This is a genomic window from Salinibacillus aidingensis, assembly GCF_039522525.1.
GTDB lineage: Bacteria > Bacillota > Bacilli > Bacillales > Alkalibacillaceae > Salinibacillus > Salinibacillus aidingensis.
The window spans coordinates 200,816-221,995 of sequence record NZ_BAAADO010000001.1 but is presented as its reverse complement, the minus strand read 5'-3'; the positions used below and the strand labels follow the sequence as shown (position 1 = coordinate 221,995).

The window sequence follows — 21,180 nt, the reverse complement described above, 5'->3', positions numbered from 1 at the left end:
GTTAATGGATACATAAAATAATCGTAAGGGAACGTTCATGCTATAATTAGCATACGAAAGTTAAGTATTTGGAGGTGGTTATATGCGTATTGAGCGCCTGGATTCTAACCGATTTAAAATATTTTTAACCTTTGATGATCTAATGGAAAGAGGCTTTACAAAGGATGAGCTGTGGTATGATTTTCCAAAGACTCATCAGATGTTTCAGGATATGCTGTTTGAGGCCAGTGATGAAATTGGTATGGAAATTGACGGAAACCTGCTTGTAAACGTTCATATGTTACATGCTCAAGGTATGCTGATTGTCGTTACACAGGATATGGAATACATTGATGAAGAATATATTGAAATGAAAGTCACTCTGGATCAAAATAAAGAGTTTATGTATTGTTTTACTGATTTTGAATCTGTCATTCAGGTTTCAAGCCACCTAACCCATTTAGGTATACAGAAAGCATCTGTTTTTTATTGGAATCATCATTACTATATGAAATTATTTGATGAAGATTTACAGTATCTGAATAAGGAAAATGTTATAGCGGTCATGTCGGAATTCTCTTCACCCAGCACAGTTACTTCTGCACGTCTTAGGGAATATGGCCGACTGGTCGTAGAAAATGACGCCGTACAGGTGATCCAAAATTATTTTTTATAATGTGAAATTCAATGTTTTTTCGGGTTTATCTATTCAGCAAAAAGGGTAACCAATCGGTGAAAAGCAGAAAATCGTTTTAAAACTATTTAAATAGCATTGAAACCTTACTGAATATCAACTATAATGAAATCGCTTACAGTTTCATATCTATTTAAATCTTGAAAATGTTCTAGTAACTGTTGCATATTAAATATGAATGTGTATACTAATTTCTGAAAGTAATGGTATGATGATGTTACTGATAATTCATAGGAGGTAAGCGAATGGTTGCCGACAAACCAGCAGAATCGTCAAATGAAAAAAGCGAAAATCTAGATGCTCTAAAATCTACTCAAACAGTTATTAAAAAAGCACTGGATAAGTTGGGTTATCCAGAGGAAGCTTATGAGTTATTGCGTGAACCCGTTCGAATTATGACTGTACGAATACCCGTAAGGATGGATAACGGTCAAATAAAAGTTTTTACAGGATACCGTGCCCAGCACAATGATGCGGTAGGACCTACGAAGGGCGGAGTTCGTTTCCATCCGGAGGTCAATGAAAAGGAAGTAAAGGCACTATCGATTTGGATGAGTTTAAAAGCAGGCATTGTAGATTTGCCTTACGGTGGCGGAAAGGGTGGAATTATCTGTGATCCCCGTGAAATGTCCTTCCGTGAACTTGAAGGGTTAAGCCGCGGCTATGTACGGGCGATTAGTCAGGTTGTAGGACCAACTAAAGATATTCCTGCCCCTGATGTTTTTACCAATTCTCAGATTATGGCGTGGATGATGGATGAATATAGTAGAATAGATGAATTTAATAACCCTGGTTTTATTACTGGAAAGCCCCTTGTACTCGGAGGATCTCATGGCAGAGACACAGCAACGGCCAAAGGGGTAACCATTTGTGTTGAAGAAGCTGCTAAATTAAAAGGAATAGACTTAAACGGAGCCCGGGTCATTATTCAGGGGTTTGGTAATGCTGGAGGTTATTTATCAAAATTCATGAACGATGCAGGTGCTAAAGTAGTAGCTATATCTGATGCCCAGGGAGCTCTTTATGATCCGGATGGTCTGGATATTGATTACTTATTAGATCGGCGCGACAGCTTTGGTTCCGTTACAAATCTTTTTGAAAATACCATTTCAAATGAGGAAATGCTTGAGCTGGATTGCGATATTCTCGTACCCGCAGCTATAGCGAATCAGATTACAGCAAAAAATGCCCATAATATTAAAGCCAAAATTGTTGTTGAAGCAGCAAATGGCCCTACATCCCTTGAAGGCACGAAAATACTGGCAGACAGGGATATTCTTCTTGTGCCCGATGTGTTAGCTTCATCTGGCGGTGTTACAGTAAGCTATTTTGAATGGGTGCAGAATAACCAGGGGTATTACTGGACAGAAGAAGAAGTTCAGGAAAAGCTCAAAACGGTACTTGTGAAATCATTCCATAATGTTTATGAAACCTCAGTAAATCGAAAAATTGATATGAGACTGGCCGCTTACATGGTTGGTGTTAGAAAAATGGCTGAAGCAGCACGCTTTCGTGGCTGGATATAATGAAAATAATTTGATTAACAAATGTGCATCTCCTATTATATATATGGTAGGAGATGTTTTTATTTGTGGTTAAAGAAGGTGGAATAGGAATGATTACAGAAAAAGTCGTCATTATTGGAGCTGGACCCTGTGGTTTGGCTACGGCATTAGCATTAAAAAAACAAGGAATCGATCCATTAATCATTGAAAAAGGAAATGTGGTTCAGTCTTTATATCGCTTTCCAACACACCAGACCTTTTTTAGTTCAAGTGATCGTCTGGAAATTGGAGAGATCCCTTTTATCACAGAAAAGCAAAAGCCAGTTCGAAATGAAGCACTAACGTATTATCGAACGGTAGCAGAAAGGGAGCAGCTCAGAATTAACACCTTTGAAAAAGTGGAAAGTGTAACCGGAATGGATCAGTCATTTTCGGTACGAACGCAGAAAAGAAGTGGAAAGCACGAGGAATATCAGGCCAAATATGTGGTGGCTGCTACAGGTTATTACGATCAGCCTAATTATATGGGTATAAAGGGTGAGGATCTGGATAAGGTCACTCACTACTTTAAGGAAGCACATCCGTATTTTAATACAGATGTTGTTGTGATTGGCGGGAAGAACTCCGCGGTCGACGCTGCTTTGGAATTAGTGAAGGCGGGTGCGAGAGTAACTGTTATCTATCGGGGCAGTGAATATTCAAAAAGCATTAAACCGTGGATATTGCCGCTTTTTGATTCTTTAGTTCGAAAAGGAATCGTTACGATGATTTTTAATGGGAAGGTAACAGAGATTACAGAGGATAAGGTTTTCTATACGGTTAATCAGGAAGAGAAGGCGATAAAGAATGACTTTGTATTTGCCATGACAGGCTATCACCCTGATCACAGCTTTTTAACCTCGATGGGAGTTCTTATGGATGATGAAACAGGCCGTCCTGACTTTGATGAAACGACGATGGAAAGCAATGTTGAAAATATCTATATAGCTGGAGTCATTGCGGCAGGCTATAATAATAATGAAATTTTCATTGAAAATGGACGTTTCCATGGGGATCAAATTGCCCGCTCTATTGCAGAAAAAGAAATGAAATAACAGGAGAGAAAATCATGAGCAAAGTTATTTTAATCACTACAGGTGGAACGATAGCCAGTGCGGTTAATGAGGAATCAGGCAAATTAACTTCAGGCGCACTAACCGGTGAAGAGCTGGCTGGATTATGTGATTTGCCGGCAGATATTCATGTAGAAGTTGATTCTATGCTGCAGAAGCCGAGTATGCATTTAACATTTGAGGATTATATGGATATCAGAAGCAGGATCTATTATTATTTTGAGGATGAAGATGTTGATGGAGTTGTCCTTACCCATGGCACTGATACGCTTGAAGAGACAGCCTATTTTCTCGATTTAACCATTAATGATGAGAGGCCTGTTGTGGTGACTGGCTCCCAGCGATCCCCGGGAGAATTAGGCAGTGATGTATATATTAACTTAAGACATGCCATTTATTCAGCTCAAAGCAGTGATTTACAAAACGCCGGCACAGTCGTTGTTTTTAACGAACGGATTTTTGCTGCCAAGTATGTAAAAAAAGAGCATGCATCAAATATTCAGGGCTTTAATGCATTTGGTTTTGGTTATTTAGGTATTATTGACAATGATGAGGTATATGTATACCAAAAGCCTCTGAAACGGGAGACGTATTCCATGGAGCATTCTGTCCCAAGAGTCGATATTATTAAATGTTATATAAATGGTGATGGGACGTTTATTAAGGCGGCAAGAGAAAATGGCACAGAAGGGATTGTGCTCGAAGGTGTCGGAAGAGGTCAGGTGCCTCCTTTAATGATGCCTGAAATAAAACGCAGCATTGCTGAAGGTATCAAAGTTGTGATTACCACCAGTTCAGAAGAGGGAGCTGTATATACAACCTATGATTATGAAGGAAGTGCACATCAATTGGTTAAAGAGGGTGTCATACTTGGAAAGGATTATGATAGTAAAAAAGCCCGAATTAAATTAGCTGTTCTTCTGGCATCAGGGTGTAAAAATATACCTGAGCAATTTTAAGTATTTGTAAAAATATAGTATTTTCAACCCCCTGAATTCATGATAGGATTAAATAAGATTGAAGATTGGGGGAGGAGTCAAAATGGTCGGTTTAATATCCGCCAGTATTGCGCCGGGTTTCGCACTATTAACCTTTTTCTATTTAAAAGACCGCTTTGACTCCGAGCCTTTATCAATGGTGTTAAGAGCTTTTATATTCGGAGCTTTACTTGTTTTTCCTATTATGTTTATTCAATATGGATTTTCTGTCGAGGATGTCGGACAGCATCCATTTATTCAAAGCTTCTTTCTGACTGGAATGTTAGAGGAATTTTTCAAATGGTTTATCTTTCTATATGTGATTTACGAGCATGTTCATTTTGACAATCATTATGATGGGATTGTCTACGGTGTAGCCATCAGTCTGGGATTTGCCAGTCTGGAAAATCTTTTATACCTGCTCGCGAATGGCATTGAGTATGCTTTAAGCCGGGCTGTCTTCCCGGTGTCTTCCCATGCCTTATTCGGTGCCATCATGGGGTATTATATGGGCAGGAATAAATTTTACCCGGTCAAATCCTATCGTATGATAACTGTAGCTCTTTTCATACCCACCTTTCTCCACGGCATTTACGATTTTTTATTACAAACGATTCAAAGCAATTGGATATATGTAATGATTCCGTTCATGGTGTTTTTATGGGTGTTTGCGATGCGGAGAGTAAAACGGGCTAATGATTATACGGAAAAACGACAAGTGCTGCACTTTCAGAAAAACAAAAAAACAGTGTAAGAAGCAGTCCTGGAAAAACAGGGCTGCTTCTTTTTTTTGTATAAAAGTTCGTTTTCAACAAAACATATATGGGACAAAAAGAAATGCTTTAATCTCAGGAGGCATGAAGATGAATGGCAAAAAGCTTCTTTTATGTTCCATTGTTTTTTTACTCATGATGATCATTCCTCTATCAAGTTTTGATAATGTACAAAAATCCGAAGCCTTTAGTCCCCGTATTTTGCAAAAGGGATCTTCAGGAGATGATGTAATTGAACTTCAGTCAAGATTACAATACTTAGGATTCTACAAAGGGAAAATTGATGGTTTATTTGGTTGGGGTACCTATTGGGCTGTCCGGAACTTTCAATCTGACTATGAATTAGAGGTAGATGGGTTAGTAGGCTCGGCTACCAAAAATAAGCTGGAAAAAGCAAGTCAATATAATAAACAGTGGGTACACGAGCAGCTGAGAAATGATCGGGAATTTACGTATTATGGCGGAACACCTTTGGAACAGCAAACCAAAAAGAAGGGTGGAACTGGTAAGTCAAATCAACAGCAACAACAGCAGGGAAATCAGCAACAGAAGAATCAGCAGCAAAATCAAGGGAATCAGCAAAATGACAATACACAGCCACAGCCAACTTCTGTAAATGTACCATCGGGATACTCTCAAAATGATATTAAATTGATGGCGAATGCCGTCTATGGCGAGGCCAGGGGAGAACCGTATACAGGACAGGTAGCTGTTGCTGCCGTCATCCTGAATCGAGTGGAAAGTCCGACATTCCCAAATACCGTTTCAGGAGTTATTTTCGAGCCAAGAGCTTTTACAGCTGTTGCAGATGGACAGATCTGGCTGGAACCAAATGATAAGGCCAGGGAAGCTGTTATTGACGCTCTGAACGGGATGGATCCTTCAGGGAACGCCCTGTATTATTTTAATCCTGCGACAGCCACGTCAGACTGGATTTGGTCCAGACCCCAAATTAAAAAGATCGGGAAACATATCTTTTGTAAATAAGAAAGGAGTGAGAGGATGCTACGCTGGCTATTTATCGCAGTCCTGTCCATTGCAGTTGTAGGAACTGCATTCTGGGGATATCAGGAGCACCAGGAGAAAAATGCTATTTTGATTCAGGCAGAAAATAACTACCAGCGATCCTTCCATGATTTAACCTATCATATTGATTCCTTGCATGATAAAATCGGCACGGTATTAGCAATGAATTCCCCAAGGAGCGTATCACCCCAACTGGCAGAAATATGGCGAATCACCTCTGATGCCCATTCTGAGGTAGGACAGCTCCCTCTATCTTTATTACCTTTTAATAAAACAGAGGAGTTTCTGTCTAATATTGGGGATTTCTCTTATCGTACTGCTGTGAGGGGGCTGGATAAAGAGCCCTTGAACGATGAAGAAACCAAAATGCTGGAAAAGCTTTATCAGCAGTCCGGTGAGATTAAGCGGGAGCTGCGTAATGTCCAGCATCTGGCATTGGAAAATAATTTACGATGGATGGATGTGCAATTAGCGCTGGTTAATCATGATCAGCCTGCCGACAATACGATTATAGACGGCTTTAAAACCGTTGAGAAAAATGTAGAGACCTTCTCAGAAAGCAGCTTTCAGGAGCAGTTAAATGGTGTGTCAAAGAATGATGATAAGGAAATCAAATTAGAAGGCGGAAAAATAAATAAAAAGGAAGTAAAATCTATAGCCGGGGACGTTTTTCAGCTAAAAGACGGAGATTTAAAAATTACGTCCTCAGGTGATGGCTCAGATATAAAGGTTTATAGTGCGTCCTTTGAGCAGGACAATAAACACGGATATATGGATATTACCGAAAAAGGCGGTTATGTTATTTCGATGATTTTAAACCGGGACATTGGAGAAAAATCCATTGGTCTTCATGACGGGATGAAAAAAGCAGAACAATTTTTAACAAAACTGGGCTATGAGAATATGGAAGCCTATAATAGTGCGGAATATAGTAATGTCGGGGTCTATTCGTTTGCTTATAATCAGGATGATGTACGAATATATCCGGATTCCGTGCAGGTAAAAGTTGCTCTTGATAATGGTGATGTGGTTGGTTTGTCAGCAAGAGACTTTTTAGTCAACCATCAGGAACGAGACGTGAGTGAACCTGAGATTACAATAGAGGAGGCCAAAAAAGAAGTCAATCCTAATGTTGAAATACAGGAGGAATCACTGGCTGTTATTGATAATGACTTAGGAGAAGAGGTTCTTGTCTATGAATTCTTAGGTACTTTAGGTGAAGACACATACCGTATATATATAAATGCCTCCGATGGCTTTGAGGAAAGAGTAGAGCGATTGAAATCCACCGAAGTAAAATTTGATACCTCTGCTTAAATTTACAGGAAAATGGGATGACCAATTGGTTTCTCATTTTCCTTTTCATTTTTGAGATTATTTGTCATAATGAATGTATCACGGTGCAATCGTCCGTAAGTATGCGAAAGGGAAGAGGGGAACTCCATGAAAGTTGGAACAGTATTGTCCCTGTCATATATAGAGGAAGGTGGACAGTCCATACAAAGCTACTCCAGTAAAATTATCGAGATGGATGATCAGGAATGTCTGATTCAGTATCCTGTGAATGATGATACAGGCCGAACTTCCTTTTTTATTGAAGGCAGTTCATTTAATGTCCAATTTGTCGGAAAAGATGAGGTGGTTTACTCATTTCCTGCCAAAGTGATGAAGCGCAAAAAGATTAATTCCATACCTGTATTAGCGCTATCCATTCCTGAAGAAGAATCCTTTACCTCTGTGCAGCGGCGAAATTATGTCCGGGTATTAGTGGCACTGGATGTTTCTGTTCATCCGCAAAGAAGAGATGTTTCTCCTTTTACAACGACGACAATCGATGTAAGTGGCGGGGGACTGGCTATACGTACACCTGATCATATCAAATTGAACAAAAATGATCAGCTTGATGTATGGGTTGTTTTACCTTTTAAAAACCAGGAATATCAATACGTGCATGCCTCCGCTAAAGTCATGCGTCAAATAAAAAAGACGTCAAATATAACGGTCACTTCTCTAATGTTTGATCAAATTTCCGCACATGACCGGGAACAGATGATTCGGTTTTGTTTTCAAAAGCAGATTGATAAAAAGAGAATAACCAGAAATCGGCATAATTCAACAAGGAATCGGGGATAGTAAGGGAAAAAGGTGGATGTCTATGATTCGGTTTGAGCGAATCTTAAAGTGGACATTAATTTTTCTCTTTCTTTTACTGATTCTTACTCAATGGCTGGTCATTCATACTGACATCAATACATATATCAATCCTGTATATAAATATATTGGGGTTCAAAAATTATTCTGATTGACCTCATAGACCAATGATTCTCTGTATGATATGATTTTTAAGAAGAATTTAGCAGGGCCTGCCTGCTATTTCTTTTTGTAGAGGCGTTTGTTTTAGGATGAAAGGGTCCAGGAGTGTTTTGAGGCTGGACGTGCGCAAGGAGGAATTCTATATGAAAAGAGATATTGCCATTGCGATTGATGGACCGGCAGCAGCCGGAAAGAGCACTGTCGCAAAAATCGTTGCAAAACATCTATCCTATGTATATATTGATACTGGAGCGATGTATAGAGCACTAACATTAAAAGCCATACAGCACCAGCTGAATGTAGATAACGAAACAGAAATTGTGGAATTATTAAATCATACCAGCATTCAGTTTAAACAAAACGGTGAACAGCAGCTTGTGTATCTGGATGATGCTGATGTAACCCATGAAATCCGCTCTCAGGAAGTCACACACCATGTATCGGATGTTTCCAAACATAAGGAAGTGCGTGAGGAAATGGTACAAAGGCAGCAGCAATTAGCCAGAAGCAGAGGCGTTGTTATGGATGGACGTGACATTGGAACACATGTCATTCCTGATGCTGAAGTGAAGGTATTCTTAATTGCTTCCGTTGACGAAAGAGCAAAGCGAAGGCACAAAGAAAATGTAGAAAAAGGGTATCCGTCCAACTTAGAGGAATTAAAGAAGGAGATACAAAGAAGAGACCAGATTGATTCACAGAGGGAGGTTTCTCCGCTTATAAAGGCGGAGGATGCCATAGAGATAGATACTACATCCTATACAATAAATGAGGTAGCAGAACGTATATTAGAAATAGTATCTTCAAAAATATAAGGTTGAGGGGACATTTACTATGCTTTATCGATTGGGAATATTCCTTTGTCTGGTTATTCTTAAAACCATTTTCAGAATAAAGGTAATAGGAAAAGAAAACATTCCGAGCGAAGGACCGGTAATTATCTGTTCAAATCATATATCCAACCTGGACCCGCCCGTTGTTGGAATGACAAGCCCCCGTACGATCCATTTCATGGCAAAGGGTGAACTGTTCAATAATAAATGGCTTGGTGGATTACTTCGCAGGTTAAATGCTTTTCCGGTCCGCAGAGGTATGAAGGACAGGCAGGCTTTGCGTGAAGGTCTTAATATACTAAAAGACAACCACACACTAGGCTTATTTCCGGAAGGGACACGAAGTAAAACCGGGGAAGTTCAAAGAGGGCTGGCCGGTGCAGGATTCTTCGCACTACGTTCAGATGCTGTGATTATCCCTTGTGCTATTATCGGTGAATATAAACTATCCGGGCAACTAAAGGTTGTGTATGGGGAACCGGTGCCAATGGATCAATTGCGTTCAGAAAAAGCTTCTGCCCAGGTCGTTGTAGATCAGATTATGAACGAGATTCAAAAATTAAGGGATATACATAAAAACAATAGCAATTAGCTTGACAAAACAGATAAAATATTAGAACTTAGAAAAAAGGACATTTTTAGTTGTGTCGTATTGAAGGAGGTCTATTGGTTATGGATGAATTAAATCACGGACAGTCTCTTAATGAAGGAGACGTAGTGACAGGAAAAGTTGTAAAAGTGGAGGAAAAGCACGCACTCGTAGATATCGGTTATAAAGCTGAAGGTATTTTGCCTATTAGTGAATTGTCAAATCTTCATGTGGAAAAAATTTCAGATGTTCTATCTGAAGGGGATGAAGTTTCCCTTAAAGTAAAAAAAATAGAAGAAGAGACTACTGAAGATGAGAGTGAAATGGAAATTATCTTATCAAAACGTTTAGTAGATGCTGAAGAAAACTGGGAAAAGCTTGAAAATAGATTGGCAAGCGGCGAAGTTTTTGAAGCAGAAATTAAAGAAGTTGTAAAGGGCGGACTTGTAGCTGATGTTGGACTTAGAGGGTTTATTCCCGCATCCCATGTAGAAACGCACTATGTGGAAAACTTTGATGATTATAAAGGCAAAACTCTTACATTGAAAGTAATTGAAACAGACAGAGAAAAAAACCGGGTTATTCTCTCCCATAAAGCAGTTGAGGAAGAGAAACAGGCAAAAGAAAAGATGGATGTTCTGGAAAAAATTAGTGCGGGAGATGTTCTTGAAGGTACGGTACAAAGACTTACAGATTTCGGTGCTTTCGTAGACATTGGCGGTATCGATGGGTTAGTGCACATATCACAGCTCTCCCATGAACATGTAAACAAAGCTTCTGATGTGTTATCTGAAGGTGAAACGGTTAAGGTCAAAGTTCTGTCCGTTGACCGGGATAATGAACGTATTTCTCTATCTGTTAAGGATGTTTTGCCGGGACCATGGGAAGGCATTGAATCAAAGGTTAAAGCAGGCGATGTCGTTGAAGGAACTGTCAAGCGTCTGGTAAACTTTGGTGCCTTTGTTGAAGTGCTGCCAGGTGTAGAAGGTCTTGTTCATATATCCCAGATTTCAGATCGTCATATAGGAACACCTGGTGAGGTACTGGAAGCAGGCCAAAAAGTAAATGTAAAAGTACTGGATGTAAGTGAAGAAAATAAAAAGATGTCCCTGAGTATACGTGAAGTTGAAAATGATCAGAATAAAAAAGAAATTGAACAGTATACAAAAGAGCAGGATCAGGGTACATTTTCACTGGGCGATGTGATTGGCGACCAGCTGGGTAAATTAAAAGAATAAAACGGTGGTTAATATGAGTAGAGCACAAAGGAAGATTGCACACATCAATGAAGTGGTAAAACAAACACAGACTGAACCTAACAGCTTTGATGAAATGGAGATTATTCATCAGAGCCTTACTCCATTAAATTGGAATGAACTTTCTTTAAATACAGCTTGTGGCGAACTTTCTCTAAGTTCGCCTCTTTTTATCAATGCTATGACAGGTGGGGGCGGATTTAAAACCGCTGAAATTAATCAAAAGCTCGCAATGGCTGCTCACGAAAAAAATATTGCGATTGCTGTGGGTTCACAAATGTCTGCGCTAAAAGATGAAGAGGAAAAAAACACATATGAAGTCGTGAGGCGTGAACATCCAAATGGAATTGTGATTGCTAATGTTGGCAGTGAAGCAACGCTGGAACAGGCGAAACGGGCAATTGATATGGTAGAGGCGAATGCTTTGCAGATTCATTTAAATGTGATGCAGGAATTAATTATGCCTGAAGGAGACCGGGACTTTTCCGAACGTTTGCGGAATATTGAGGATATCGTTTCAAACATTTCCATACCCGTAATTATCAAAGAAGTAGGCTTTGGAATCTCGAAGGAAACGGCCGCAAAACTGGAAAGTATTGGAATTAAGTATATTGATGCTGGCGGCAGAGGCGGGACAAGCTTTTCCCAAATTGAAAATAATAGGAGAACAGATCGTCTCCATTCTCTTAACCATTGGGGAATTCCTACACTGGTTTCTTTAAGAGAAATACAGGCTGCCTTTCCCAATGTTCATTTAATTGCATCCGGCGGGATTCGCCATGGGCTGGATGGTGCAAAAGCTTTGATTTCAGGAGCGAATATGTTTGGAATGGCAGGGCCGATGCTTCGGACCGTTATCGATCAGGATGTTGAGGGATTGGTTAATAAAATTGACTCCATTCATGATGAAATTAAAATTGTGATGATGACCCTCGGTGTAACCAGTCCTAATCTTTTAAAAGGTAGTCCCCATGCACTATTTGGCAAAACTAAGGAATGGATAAATCAAAGAACATAAAGTTTATGAAGGATAAAAAACACCTATACTGAAAATGGTAGGTGTTTTTTTATGGAAACCTGGATTTTTTACTGGCTCGCGTGGGTACTGTGGATTATTGTTTACTTTTTTGATTTTGATTCGAGAAGGCGGTTCTGCTATTCAAGCTTCATTTTAGGTTGTATGATTACATCCACTACATATATTTCATATTCCGGACTGGAGATTCATGTGCCTTTAATAATGAATTGTATAACTGGTTTTATACTACTTGCAAAATCAAAGGGGAAGTTTATTCGCGTCAGTATCGCCATTAGCTTAAGCTTTGCCTACAGTGGGCTGAAATTATGGGCGCTGTTTAATCCATTATGGTTATTTCTTTCAAGCTCAATTATAATGGCCTTAATCTGTATTCTTGAATTTTATATTTTTGTGGATGATCTGCAAAGTCAACTGGCTATTGCCTTGATAAGTACTTCAGCTGGACAGCTTCTTTTTACCTTTGTAAGACTGTCCTATGGATTTACAGTTTCAATCGGAGACCTGGCCTACCTAACAGATGTCGTCTTTATAATGATTACATTAACCTTATGGTTTAAAATCAGACGTTTTAGTGAAAAAATAGAACAAACTGTCAAAAATGTTTCCTTAAAATTTAAAACGTGACAGAATCTGCAGAAGTTAAGGAAAAAGTTGTTTAATAATCCTTCATTTGCTAAAATATAAAAGCTGTAGTTACCCTTCTTTCAGGTAAGAAGGGTATTTTCAAACGTTTGTGGCTAAACCTGCCACAATTGAAATATACTCAAATGTGAATATAAAGGATGAACAGAAATGCGGAAATCTGTTGTTGCAATAGTAGGAAAACCGAATGTAGGAAAATCAACGATATTTAATCGGCTTGTCGGAGAAAGAATTGCCATTGTGGAAGATGTACCAGGGGTTACTCGTGACCGAATCTATGCGGAAGCCGAATGGTTAAATACAACCTTTAATTTAATTGATACAGGAGGAATCGAAATAGGGGACGAGCCTCTAATGGTTCAAATGAGGACACAGGCGGAAATTGCCATTGAGGAATCCGATGTCATCATTTTTATGATTGATGGAAAAGAAGGAGTTACAGCGGCTGACGAAGAAGTGACTCGTATGTTATTTAAATCGAGCAAGCCTGTGGTTCTGGCTGTTAATAAAATGGATAATCCTGAGATGAGAGATCGGATTTATGAATTTTATTCCTTAGGATTTGGGGAGCCTTACCCTATCTCAGGTTCACATGGGTTAGGATTAGGTGATTTACTTGATGAAGTTGTGAAGCACTTTCCTGAAAGGGACATTGAAGAAGATGATGAGGATACCATCCATTTCAGTTTAATAGGCCGCCCTAACGTGGGGAAATCCTCGTTAGTAAATTCAATCTTAGGTGAAGAGCGGGTTATTGTAAGTGAAGTTGCCGGAACAACCAGAGACGCCATCGATACAAGCTTTGAAAAAGACAATCAGGATTTTGTCATCATTGATACTGCCGGGATGAGAAAAAGAGGAAAGGTTTATGAAAAAACTGAAAAGTACAGTGTGTTACGAGCCCTAAAAGCGATTGAACGCTCAGATGTGGTCTTAGCTGTCCTTGATGCAGATACGGGTATTATTGAGCAGGATAAACGAATTGCAGGCTATGCACATGAAGCGGGTAAGGCCGTTATTATTGTCGTAAATAAGTGGGATACTGTTGAAAAAGACGATAAAACCATGAAAGAATTTGAAGATAAAGTCAGACAGGATTTTCAATTCCTGGACTACGCACCTGTTGTTTTTCTTTCTGCGTTAACAAAAAAACGAATGCATACATTATTGCCTAGAATTATTCAGGCAAGTGAAAATCATGCCAAAAGAGTACAAACAAACCTGCTGAATGAGGTTATTATGGATTCCCTTGCACTGAATCCCACTCCTTCTATAAAAGGGAGAAAACTCAAGATATTATACGCGACACAGGTTGCTGTGAAACCGCCAACCTTTGTGGTATTTGTGAATGATCCAGAACTCATGCACTTTACGTTTAAGCGCTTTTTGGAAAATCGTATTCGGGAAGCATTTGGGTTTGAAGGTACGCCCATTAAAATATACGCAAGACAACGGAAATAAAGGAGGACTTTGTCAATGGGGAAGGTTGCTGTACTGGGAGCAGGAAGCTGGGGATCAGCATTGGCACTTGTTTTGGGAGATAACCACCATGATGTAAGATTGTGGACTCATCGTGCTGAACAGGCCAAGGCTATTAATGAAACCCGGCAGAATGAAAAATATTTAAAAGAAATTACACTCCCTGACGAGGTAAAGGCTTATGATAATCTCAATGAGGCTATTGCCGATGCAGAAACGATTGTCCTTGTTGTCCCAACAAAGGCTATTCGTGATGTGTGTGGTCAACTGAAAAATCATCTGGATCATAAAGTAACACTTATTCATGCTGCCAAAGGAATTGAGCCTCATACATTAAAACGTGTTTCCGAAATGATTGAGGAAGAAGTGCCCAGGGAGCTTTATGGAGAGGTTGTTGTTTTGTCTGGCCCAAGTCATGCAGAGGAGGTTGGAGCGAGACATCCAACAACCGTAACAGTGTCCTCACATGATCATGACCTGGCACAGAAAGCACAGGATCTGTTTATCAATGATAAATTCCGTGTGTATACCAATCCTGACATTGTCGGTGTTGAATTAGGGGGGGCATTAAAGAATATTATCGCTCTGGGTGCAGGAATTTCAGATGGACTGGATTATGGTGATAACGCAAAAGCTGCCCTTATCACAAGAGGACTGGCTGAAATCGCAAGACTGGGTGCTTCCATGGGAGCAAATCCATTAACATTTGCAGGTTTAACAGGAGTTGGAGATTTAATTGTAACTTGTACCAGCTCGCATAGTCGAAATTGGCGTGCAGGATATCTGCTGGGACAGGGACGTAAATTGGACGATGTATTAGAAGAAATGGGCATGGTAGTAGAAGGCGTACGTACAACGCAGGCAGCCTACCAGTTATCGGAACAGGAAAACATCGAGATGCCTATTACAAAGGGACTGTATAACCTTCTATTTAACCAGGAACCCCCAAAAGTTATTGTCGACCGTTTAATGAACAGAGGAAAAACCCACGAGGTGGAAGAGCTACCTGATGATTTACGGAATCAAACGCTTTAATTAAAACATCTCACACCCCCACTGCCTTTGCATATAATATGGTGAAACGTATTACAAGGAGGTAGGGCAGTGGGAAAACAATCTGAAAACAATCCCTTTAACCAAATTGAAAACAATGCTAACATTTCTTCCGATGAAATATTTAAGGTTGCTGATTCGGTCAAGAATGCCAATTTTTCTGATGAAAAAAACGTAAGGCAGTTAGTACGCAGACTTTCAAAAATGGCAGGTAAACCTGTATCCAAGGCTAAAGAGGACGAAATTGTTGAAATGATTACCAATCAGAATATACCGATGGATATGAACTCACTTCAACAGATGCTTAAGAAATAGACTGCTTGGGCACTTGATGATACGGTTCATTTGAACAATGCATATAATAAACCGCAGCAAGAAATCCTATAGAGCTGCAAGGTAAGGGATATATTTAGTTTACCGAGGTGTCCAGCCCCTTCACCTCGGGTTTTATTTGTTCTGAGAAAGTATCGGATCACATCATCCGGTCATACTGTTACATGGATGGACAAGCCTGCTTTTCTATCCTTCTAATTTTCTATATGATATAATATGGACGAATTTGAAGTCCTTAAGGAGCGTTTTACATGAGCCAGAGCATGTTGAATATGTATATATCTTTCGTGGGAATGGCATTGCTGCTGATTGCCATGGGACTCATATATTTAAGCAGAAATAAACTTAAGGGGTTCTTCAGTGGAATCGTTGGCCTTTTGGCATACATATGTTTTATTTTCGGCAGTGTTATTATTTTTTATATTGTTCTAAGTGGTCCAACAGCGTAAAGATAAACGGGGGAATTTCATATGAAAATAAGTCAGGCCGTTTGGAGTTTTATGGCTATCGTTCTTCTTACCGGCTGTATGTACCCGGAAGAGGAATTACAAAAGAATCAAATTCCAAATGATATGCAGCTGGAAATGGTGCAGGAGGCTGTGAGTCAGTATAAAAATGACCACAACGGGCAATTACCAATTAAGAATCGGGACATGGATACAGATATATTTATTAAATATCCTGTTGATTTTAAAAAACTGAAGCAGAGTGGATATTTAACCACTACACCGGGAAATTCGTATGAGCAGGGTGGTTTATATCAATATGTCATCATCCGTCCTGAAACAGAGGCGACAGTAAAAATTGTTGACTTACGCCAATCAGAAAAATTACGGGAAATTAATTTTCAGCTGGAAATCTATCGCAATGAACATATTTACCCTCCTTTTGGCGAGGAAGTCGCTGCAGGGGTCTATAAGATAGACATCAAAAAATTAGGTCTTGAGCAGCGTCCGGTCGTCCAAAGCCCTTATACAAATCAGAATCTGCCTATTTACATGGACACCGATGGGCAGCTTGTCATTGATTATCGAAAAGATCTCTACAAAGTAATTAAGGAGAAAGAACATAATTATCAGGCAGGAGATGACATCAGATATCTATTAGCAGATCACTACCCATTTGTACCTGCCTATTCTCTGCCATACACACTACAGGATGGAGAGCCTGTTTTTCACACTTATTCAGAGAACGAAAAAAATCAGAAGAAATCGTAAAAAGATACCTTTTAGAGGTATCTTTTTTTGTTTATCAGAATATAGTGTACCGTGTATTTCCATTATTCAGCCAGGGGGCAGCCGTTTTTCAGGCGTTAGAACCATCCGTTTGATGAAATGAGAACATGATGTTTCTTTATATTACATACCTTTATCCTTCGTTTTCTTAAATGTTTTAGTCATATTTTGATAGGACAACATCATAGACTCTTAGTGTTAAAGAATTGTATTCGTGTTTTGTATTTTTTCAGGAGTGAAGTTCACGTATCGGGAGGGGATCACTTGGAAAGAGTCGATATTTTTAAGGACATATCGAAACGAACGAACGGAGATATTTATCTGGGTGTTGTAGGCGCTGTACGAACGGGTAAATCAACCTTTATTAAAAAATTTATGGATCTAGTTGTTTTGCCCAATATAGAAGATGAAGGAGAAAAATCCAGAGCACAGGATGAATTGCCACAGAGCGCTGCCGGCCGGACCATTATGACAACTGAACCTAAATTCATTCCTAATCAGGCAGTAACTGTTAATGTGGATGAAGGCCTTGATGTAAATGTACGTCTCGTTGACTGTGTTGGATATACGGTTGACGGTGCCAAAGGTTTTGAGGACGAGAATGGTCCAAGGATGATTAATACACCTTGGTACGAAGAGCCTATTCCATTTCCGGAAGCAGCTGAAATTGGAACGAGAAAAGTCATTCAGGAGCATTCGACCATTGGAGTGGTTGTGACAACGGATGGAACTATAGGGGATATTCCCCGTAATGATTATGTAGAAGCCGAAGAAAAAATTGTGAATGAACTTAAGGAAGTAGGCAAACCGTTTATTATGGTTCTGAACAGTCAAAACCCTCATTCACAGGAGACGGAGCTGCTTAGAGAAGAATTGAAGGAGTACTATGATATTCCTGTAGTAGCGGTTAGTGTGGAAAATATGCGGGAACACGATGTCTATAATGTCTTACGTGAGGCACTTTACGAATTCCCGGTATTAGAAGTAAATGTAAACCTGCCTAGCTGGGTAATGGTGTTAAAGGATGAACATTGGTTAAAACAGCGCTACGAAGAGGCTATTCAGGATACTGTAAAAGATATTAAACGTCTTCGTGATGTGGACCGGGTTGTCGGAAACTTCTATGATTATGACTTTGTAGATCAAGCCCAATTAGCGGGAATGGAGATGGGAGACGGCATTGCAGAAATTGATCTCCAGGCACCGGATGAATTGTATGACCATGTACTGAAAGAAATTGTCGGCGTTGAAATCAGAGGTAAAGATCATTTGTTAGAATTAATGCAGGATTTTGCTACTGCAAAACGCGAGTACGATCAGGTCTCTGAAGCTTTAAATATGGTGAAGCAAACAGGCTATGGGATTGCAGCACCAACGCTTGAAGATATGGCCCTGGATGAACCCGAAATTATTCGACAAGGTTCAAGGTATGGCGTCAGATTGAAAGCTGTAGCACCTTCTATTCATATGGTGAAGGTGGATGTTGAGTCTGAGTTTGCGCCGATTATTGGTACTGAAAAGCAAAGTGAAGAGCTTGTCAGATACTTAATGCAGGACTTTGAAGAGGACCCTTTATCAATCTGGAAGTCTGATATTTTTGGCAGATCGTTAAGCTCAATTGTCAGAGAAGGGATTCAGGCTAAGCTTTCCTTAATGCCGGAAAATGCAAGATACAAACTTAAAGAAACCCTCGAACGGATTATCAATGAGGGTAGCGGTGGCTTAATAGCAATCATATTATAAAAAAAGCGGCAGAAAATGCCGCTTTTTTTATTTTTATTCTTAAAAAAAGAGTACAACCTTGATTTATATTTTGCTAGATACATAAGAATCGTTGAAAATCGCATGAGAATGCGGTTTTGCTATTGAAAGGCCCTGGCGAATTATGGTAAGATGCAAGTAATCTTACATACCGGATTTTGATAGGAAAATCCATCAAATACAGAAGAATTTTGCCTAATTTTATTGAAATTCCTCGAAAATTCGGTTATGATAAGGCTTGTCATCATTTTTGAATGACTTACATGTATAAAATGTATGAAAATTGTTAACAAATGGGATGATTGGAATTTTAAAATTCCTTTTACGCTCATTCGATTGTTTGCATTTGGGAGGAGGTGAAAGATATGAATAAAACAGAACTCGTAAATGCAGTTGCTGAAAAAAGCGATCTTTCTAAAAAGGATGCAGCTCAGGCTGTAGATGCCGTATTTGAATCCATTACTGATTCCTTAACTGACGGAGATAAAGTCCAGCTTATCGGGTTTGGTAACTTTGAAGTTCGCGAGCGTGCGGCTCGTAAAGGACGTAATCCACAAACTGGTGATGAGATTGAAATTCCAGCCAGCAAAGTTCCTGCATTCAAACCTGGTAAAGCCCTTAAGGATGCTGTGAAATAAGCTATACATAGGGCTGTAAAAAAAGAGGGTCTTCAAACCCTCTTTTTTTTATGCTCCTTTTTAACATTTTTCAATAGATTATAGGGAATGATAATGTTAAAATATGAACGTACCTTAAAAAGTTTATGAGGAGGAACTGCATAAGATGAGTACAAGTTCTTCTGGTTCGGATTTTTTTGTTATAAAAGCTTTAGAAGATGGTGTAAACGTAAATGGACTAACAAGAGGTACAGATACCCGTTTTCATCATTCCGAGAAGTTAGATAGAGGAGAAGTAATGATTGCTCAGTTTACTGAACACACTTCAGCTGTTAAGGTTCGGGGCAAAGCCATCGTTCAAACCAGTCATGGTGAAATACATACTGAAGAAAATCAGGATATTTAATCAAGCAATGAAAAGTTTTTGAAGTGGGTTCTGTGAGAAAGGGTCAAGGTGATTGATTTGGATCCCAAATTTATACAGAAAATAAAAGATCATATCATCCAATTTGCTGATGAGAAATTTGGAGACATAAAAAGGGAGCCTGTTCTTTCTGAAGATAAGATTTTATTTTTGGACACTATTCTGGATTATTCCGATAACCTCGCCCGTAAGGAAAAAGAGCAAATAATTCAGGCGATTATGTATGTACAGACAGCACTGGACATTCATGATTTTGTATCCATTCATTCCTATAAACATGATCAGATAAATCAGCAAAAGCAGATGAATGTTCTAGTGGGTGACCTGTTGAGTGGAAAGTTTTACCACAATTTATCCCGCGTTGAATATATAGATTTAATCGAAGTGATTGCTGGTGCCATTCGAACGATAAATGAAAGAAAAATGATGATTTATCACAGTGATATCCATTCCATTGAGCATCTGATAGAAGAGATGAAAGAAGTCGAATCAGCCATCGTGATCCATGTGGCTGAATACTTTAAAATGACGGAACACCATGATGTGATAAAAAACTGGCTGCTTATGAAGCGGTTATTCCTGGAGTTGAAAACATATGCTCAGGAACAGAAGTCGGCTGTGATAACCTTGCTCAGTCAAAGTAATAACGAAGATGATGTCATTCGGATGGTGGAAAATATGATACCGGGAATTATGATCAGGTTAGAATCATTAATCCAATCGTTACCATTGCACCTTAATGAATTGAGAATGTTTTTAATGAATGAACTGAAAAGAATTTCACAGAAACAGGGAATCTTATTGGAGGAAGGATAAGAAAATGGATCAGCGCTCAAAAGCAGAGAAAGTTCACCATGTATTTGAAAAGATTTATGATAAATATGACGTGATGAACTCTGTCATTTCTTTTCAGAGGCATAAAGCCTGGCGAAAAGATGTCATGAAACGAATGGAAGTAAAACCAGGGGAGAAGGCATTAGATGTTTGCTGTGGAACAGGAGACTGGACGTTTGCACTTGGAGAAGTTGTAGGTAAGAGTGGACAGGTGACCGGTCTCGATTTTAGCAAGAACATGCTTTCCATCGCTCAAACTAAATTGGACCAGGAACCCCTTCCTCAAATTTCTTTTAAGCATGGGGATGCAATGAATCTTCCGTTTGAAGACAACTCCTTTGATTATGTGACCATCGGATTTGGCTTGCGGAATGTCCCTGACTATCTGCATGTATTAAAAGAAATGACCAGGGTGATTAAACCAGGAGGAAAAGTGGTCTGTTTAGAAACCTCGCAACCAACCATTCCCGTATACAGGCAATTATATTATCTCTATTTTAAATTTGTAATGCCCCTTTTCGGAAAAATCTTTGCCAAAAGTTATAATGAATATGCGTGGCTGCATGAATCAGCAAAAGACTTCCCGGATCGAAAGGCACTTAAAGCGTTGTTTTTGGAAGCTGGTTTGACGGATGTTCAGATAAAAAGTTATACTGGCGGAGTTGCAGCCATGCATCTGGGAACAAAGCCGGAAAAATGATCACAT

At 39.3% G+C, this 21,180-nt stretch carries 24 protein-coding genes; all 24 read left to right on the top strand.

Features of this window, described 5'->3' with window-relative positions; genetic code table 11:
* The first annotated feature begins 82 nt into the window (after window positions 1-82).
* The 24 genes from ABD006_RS01220 to ABD006_RS01105 all read left to right on the top strand — a co-directional run bounded on the left by ABD006_RS01220 (window position 83) and on the right by ABD006_RS01105 (window position 21,174).
* Window positions 83-655, top strand: coding sequence for a genetic competence negative regulator (locus tag ABD006_RS01220; RefSeq protein WP_343836645.1), 573 nt, complete (start codon window positions 83-85; stop codon window positions 653-655).
* 263 nt (window positions 656-918) lie between these two features.
* Entirely contained in the window at window positions 919-2,199 is a 1,281-nt protein-coding gene (locus ABD006_RS01215; protein WP_343836644.1) for a Glu/Leu/Phe/Val family dehydrogenase, read from the top strand.
* 89 nt (window positions 2,200-2,288) lie between these two features.
* The gene (locus ABD006_RS01210) at window positions 2,289-3,272 is read left to right on the top strand and encodes a YpdA family putative bacillithiol disulfide reductase (protein WP_343836641.1); all 984 of its coding nucleotides are present in this window, start codon (window positions 2,289-2,291) and stop codon (window positions 3,270-3,272) included.
* 14 nt (window positions 3,273-3,286) lie between these two features.
* On the top strand, window positions 3,287-4,249 hold the full coding sequence (locus tag ABD006_RS01205) for an asparaginase (RefSeq protein WP_343836639.1): 963 nt from the start codon (window positions 3,287-3,289) through the stop codon (window positions 4,247-4,249).
* 82 nt (window positions 4,250-4,331) lie between these two features.
* Window positions 4,332-5,021 carry a glutamic-type intramembrane protease PrsW gene (gene prsW / locus ABD006_RS01200; RefSeq protein ID WP_343836637.1) on the top strand — a complete coding sequence of 230 codons (690 nt, stop codon included), beginning with the start codon at window positions 4,332-4,334 and terminating at the stop codon, window positions 5,019-5,021.
* 103 nt (window positions 5,022-5,124) lie between these two features.
* Window positions 5,125-6,027, top strand: a complete 903-nt coding sequence (sleB, locus tag ABD006_RS01195; protein WP_425542166.1) for a spore cortex-lytic enzyme — start codon at window positions 5,125-5,127, stop codon at window positions 6,025-6,027.
* Window positions 6,028-6,042: 15 nt separating this feature from the next.
* Window positions 6,043-7,383 (top strand): germination protein YpeB, encoded by a 1,341-nt coding sequence (gene ypeB / locus ABD006_RS01190; RefSeq protein WP_343836633.1) that lies wholly within the window; start codon window positions 6,043-6,045, stop codon window positions 7,381-7,383.
* A 126-nt stretch (window positions 7,384-7,509) separates the two neighbouring features.
* Window positions 7,510-8,199 carry a flagellar brake protein gene (locus ABD006_RS01185; RefSeq protein WP_343836631.1) on the top strand — a complete coding sequence of 230 codons (690 nt, stop codon included), beginning with the start codon at window positions 7,510-7,512 and terminating at the stop codon, window positions 8,197-8,199.
* Between the two features lie 22 nt (window positions 8,200-8,221).
* On the top strand, window positions 8,222-8,368 hold the full coding sequence (locus ABD006_RS01180; RefSeq protein ID WP_162038809.1) for a DUF5359 family protein: 147 nt from the start codon (window positions 8,222-8,224) through the stop codon (window positions 8,366-8,368).
* A 154-nt stretch (window positions 8,369-8,522) separates the two neighbouring features.
* A complete protein-coding gene (gene cmk, locus ABD006_RS01175; RefSeq protein ID WP_343836628.1) occupies window positions 8,523-9,194 on the top strand; it encodes a (d)CMP kinase in 672 nt (223 codons plus the stop codon).
* A 19-nt stretch (window positions 9,195-9,213) separates the two neighbouring features.
* A complete protein-coding gene (locus ABD006_RS01170) occupies window positions 9,214-9,804 on the top strand; it encodes a lysophospholipid acyltransferase family protein (protein WP_343836625.1) in 591 nt (196 codons plus the stop codon).
* An 80-nt stretch (window positions 9,805-9,884) separates the two neighbouring features.
* The gene (gene rpsA / locus ABD006_RS01165; protein ID WP_343836622.1) at window positions 9,885-11,039 is read left to right on the top strand and encodes a 30S ribosomal protein S1; all 1,155 of its coding nucleotides are present in this window, start codon (window positions 9,885-9,887) and stop codon (window positions 11,037-11,039) included.
* 13 nt (window positions 11,040-11,052) lie between these two features.
* Window positions 11,053-12,075: a type 2 isopentenyl-diphosphate Delta-isomerase gene (gene fni / locus ABD006_RS01160; protein ID WP_343836619.1), complete on the top strand. Its 1,023-nt coding sequence runs from the start codon at window positions 11,053-11,055 to the stop codon at window positions 12,073-12,075.
* 51 nt (window positions 12,076-12,126) lie between these two features.
* Window positions 12,127-12,720 carry a YphA family membrane protein gene (locus ABD006_RS01155; protein ID WP_343836616.1) on the top strand — a complete coding sequence of 198 codons (594 nt, stop codon included), beginning with the start codon at window positions 12,127-12,129 and terminating at the stop codon, window positions 12,718-12,720.
* 168 nt (window positions 12,721-12,888) lie between these two features.
* The gene (der, locus tag ABD006_RS01150) at window positions 12,889-14,199 is read left to right on the top strand and encodes a ribosome biogenesis GTPase Der (RefSeq protein ID WP_343836613.1); all 1,311 of its coding nucleotides are present in this window, start codon (window positions 12,889-12,891) and stop codon (window positions 14,197-14,199) included.
* A gap of 15 nt (window positions 14,200-14,214) precedes the next feature.
* Window positions 14,215-15,252, top strand: coding sequence for an NAD(P)H-dependent glycerol-3-phosphate dehydrogenase (locus ABD006_RS01145; protein WP_343836611.1), 1,038 nt, complete (start codon window positions 14,215-14,217; stop codon window positions 15,250-15,252).
* Window positions 15,253-15,321: 69 nt separating this feature from the next.
* Window positions 15,322-15,585 (top strand): stage VI sporulation protein F, encoded by a 264-nt coding sequence (locus tag ABD006_RS01140; protein WP_343836609.1) that lies wholly within the window; start codon window positions 15,322-15,324, stop codon window positions 15,583-15,585.
* A 269-nt stretch (window positions 15,586-15,854) separates the two neighbouring features.
* Complete coding sequence (locus tag ABD006_RS01135) at window positions 15,855-16,052, top strand: DUF2768 domain-containing protein (RefSeq protein ID WP_343836606.1); 198 nt, start codon at window positions 15,855-15,857, stop codon at window positions 16,050-16,052.
* 21 nt (window positions 16,053-16,073) lie between these two features.
* On the top strand, window positions 16,074-16,820 hold the full coding sequence (locus ABD006_RS01130; protein WP_343836605.1) for a hypothetical protein: 747 nt from the start codon (window positions 16,074-16,076) through the stop codon (window positions 16,818-16,820).
* Window positions 16,821-17,102: 282 nt separating this feature from the next.
* Window positions 17,103-18,581, top strand: coding sequence for a stage IV sporulation protein A (gene spoIVA, locus ABD006_RS01125; protein ID WP_343836603.1), 1,479 nt, complete (start codon window positions 17,103-17,105; stop codon window positions 18,579-18,581).
* A 383-nt stretch (window positions 18,582-18,964) separates the two neighbouring features.
* Window positions 18,965-19,237, top strand: coding sequence for an HU family DNA-binding protein (locus ABD006_RS01120; RefSeq protein WP_177167322.1), 273 nt, complete (start codon window positions 18,965-18,967; stop codon window positions 19,235-19,237).
* A gap of 145 nt (window positions 19,238-19,382) precedes the next feature.
* Complete coding sequence (gene mtrB, locus ABD006_RS01115; RefSeq protein WP_343836598.1) at window positions 19,383-19,622, top strand: trp RNA-binding attenuation protein MtrB; 240 nt, start codon at window positions 19,383-19,385, stop codon at window positions 19,620-19,622.
* Window positions 19,623-19,670: 48 nt separating this feature from the next.
* Window positions 19,671-20,456, top strand: a complete 786-nt coding sequence (locus ABD006_RS01110) for a heptaprenyl diphosphate synthase component 1 (RefSeq protein WP_343836594.1) — start codon at window positions 19,671-19,673, stop codon at window positions 20,454-20,456.
* 4 nt (window positions 20,457-20,460) lie between these two features.
* On the top strand, window positions 20,461-21,174 hold the full coding sequence (locus ABD006_RS01105; RefSeq protein ID WP_343836592.1) for a demethylmenaquinone methyltransferase: 714 nt from the start codon (window positions 20,461-20,463) through the stop codon (window positions 21,172-21,174).
* The last annotated feature ends 6 nt before the right edge of the window (window positions 21,175-21,180 follow it).

Excerpts from the sequence above, each read along its gene's own strand:
- ABD006_RS01220 (WP_343836645.1), top strand. The coding sequence starts at position 83 with ATGCGTATTGAGCGCCTGGATTCTAACCGATTTAAAATATTTTTAACC.
- ABD006_RS01215 (WP_343836644.1), top strand. The coding sequence starts at position 919 with ATGGTTGCCGACAAACCAGCAGAATCGTCAAATGAAAAAAGCGAAAAT.
- ABD006_RS01210 (WP_343836641.1), top strand. The coding sequence starts at position 2,289 with ATGATTACAGAAAAAGTCGTCATTATTGGAGCTGGACCCTGTGGTTTG.
- ABD006_RS01205 (WP_343836639.1), top strand. The coding sequence starts at position 3,287 with ATGAGCAAAGTTATTTTAATCACTACAGGTGGAACGATAGCCAGTGCG.
- prsW (WP_343836637.1), top strand. The coding sequence starts at position 4,332 with ATGGTCGGTTTAATATCCGCCAGTATTGCGCCGGGTTTCGCACTATTA.
- sleB (WP_425542166.1), top strand. The coding sequence starts at position 5,125 with ATGAAGATGAATGGCAAAAAGCTTCTTTTATGTTCCATTGTTTTTTTA.
- ypeB (WP_343836633.1), top strand. The coding sequence starts at position 6,043 with ATGCTACGCTGGCTATTTATCGCAGTCCTGTCCATTGCAGTTGTAGGA.
- ABD006_RS01185 (WP_343836631.1), top strand. The coding sequence starts at position 7,510 with ATGAAAGTTGGAACAGTATTGTCCCTGTCATATATAGAGGAAGGTGGA.
- ABD006_RS01180 (WP_162038809.1), top strand. The coding sequence starts at position 8,222 with ATGATTCGGTTTGAGCGAATCTTAAAGTGGACATTAATTTTTCTCTTT.
- cmk (WP_343836628.1), top strand. The coding sequence starts at position 8,523 with ATGAAAAGAGATATTGCCATTGCGATTGATGGACCGGCAGCAGCCGGA.
- ABD006_RS01170 (WP_343836625.1), top strand. The coding sequence starts at position 9,214 with ATGCTTTATCGATTGGGAATATTCCTTTGTCTGGTTATTCTTAAAACC.
- rpsA (WP_343836622.1), top strand. The coding sequence starts at position 9,885 with ATGGATGAATTAAATCACGGACAGTCTCTTAATGAAGGAGACGTAGTG.
- fni (WP_343836619.1), top strand. The coding sequence starts at position 11,053 with ATGAGTAGAGCACAAAGGAAGATTGCACACATCAATGAAGTGGTAAAA.
- ABD006_RS01155 (WP_343836616.1), top strand. The coding sequence starts at position 12,127 with ATGGAAACCTGGATTTTTTACTGGCTCGCGTGGGTACTGTGGATTATT.
- der (WP_343836613.1), top strand. The coding sequence starts at position 12,889 with ATGCGGAAATCTGTTGTTGCAATAGTAGGAAAACCGAATGTAGGAAAA.
- ABD006_RS01145 (WP_343836611.1), top strand. The coding sequence starts at position 14,215 with ATGGGGAAGGTTGCTGTACTGGGAGCAGGAAGCTGGGGATCAGCATTG.
- ABD006_RS01135 (WP_343836606.1), top strand. The coding sequence starts at position 15,855 with ATGAGCCAGAGCATGTTGAATATGTATATATCTTTCGTGGGAATGGCA.
- ABD006_RS01130 (WP_343836605.1), top strand. The coding sequence starts at position 16,074 with ATGAAAATAAGTCAGGCCGTTTGGAGTTTTATGGCTATCGTTCTTCTT.
- ABD006_RS01120 (WP_177167322.1), top strand. The coding sequence starts at position 18,965 with ATGAATAAAACAGAACTCGTAAATGCAGTTGCTGAAAAAAGCGATCTT.
- mtrB (WP_343836598.1), top strand. The coding sequence starts at position 19,383 with ATGAGTACAAGTTCTTCTGGTTCGGATTTTTTTGTTATAAAAGCTTTA.
- ABD006_RS01105 (WP_343836592.1), top strand. The coding sequence starts at position 20,461 with ATGGATCAGCGCTCAAAAGCAGAGAAAGTTCACCATGTATTTGAAAAG.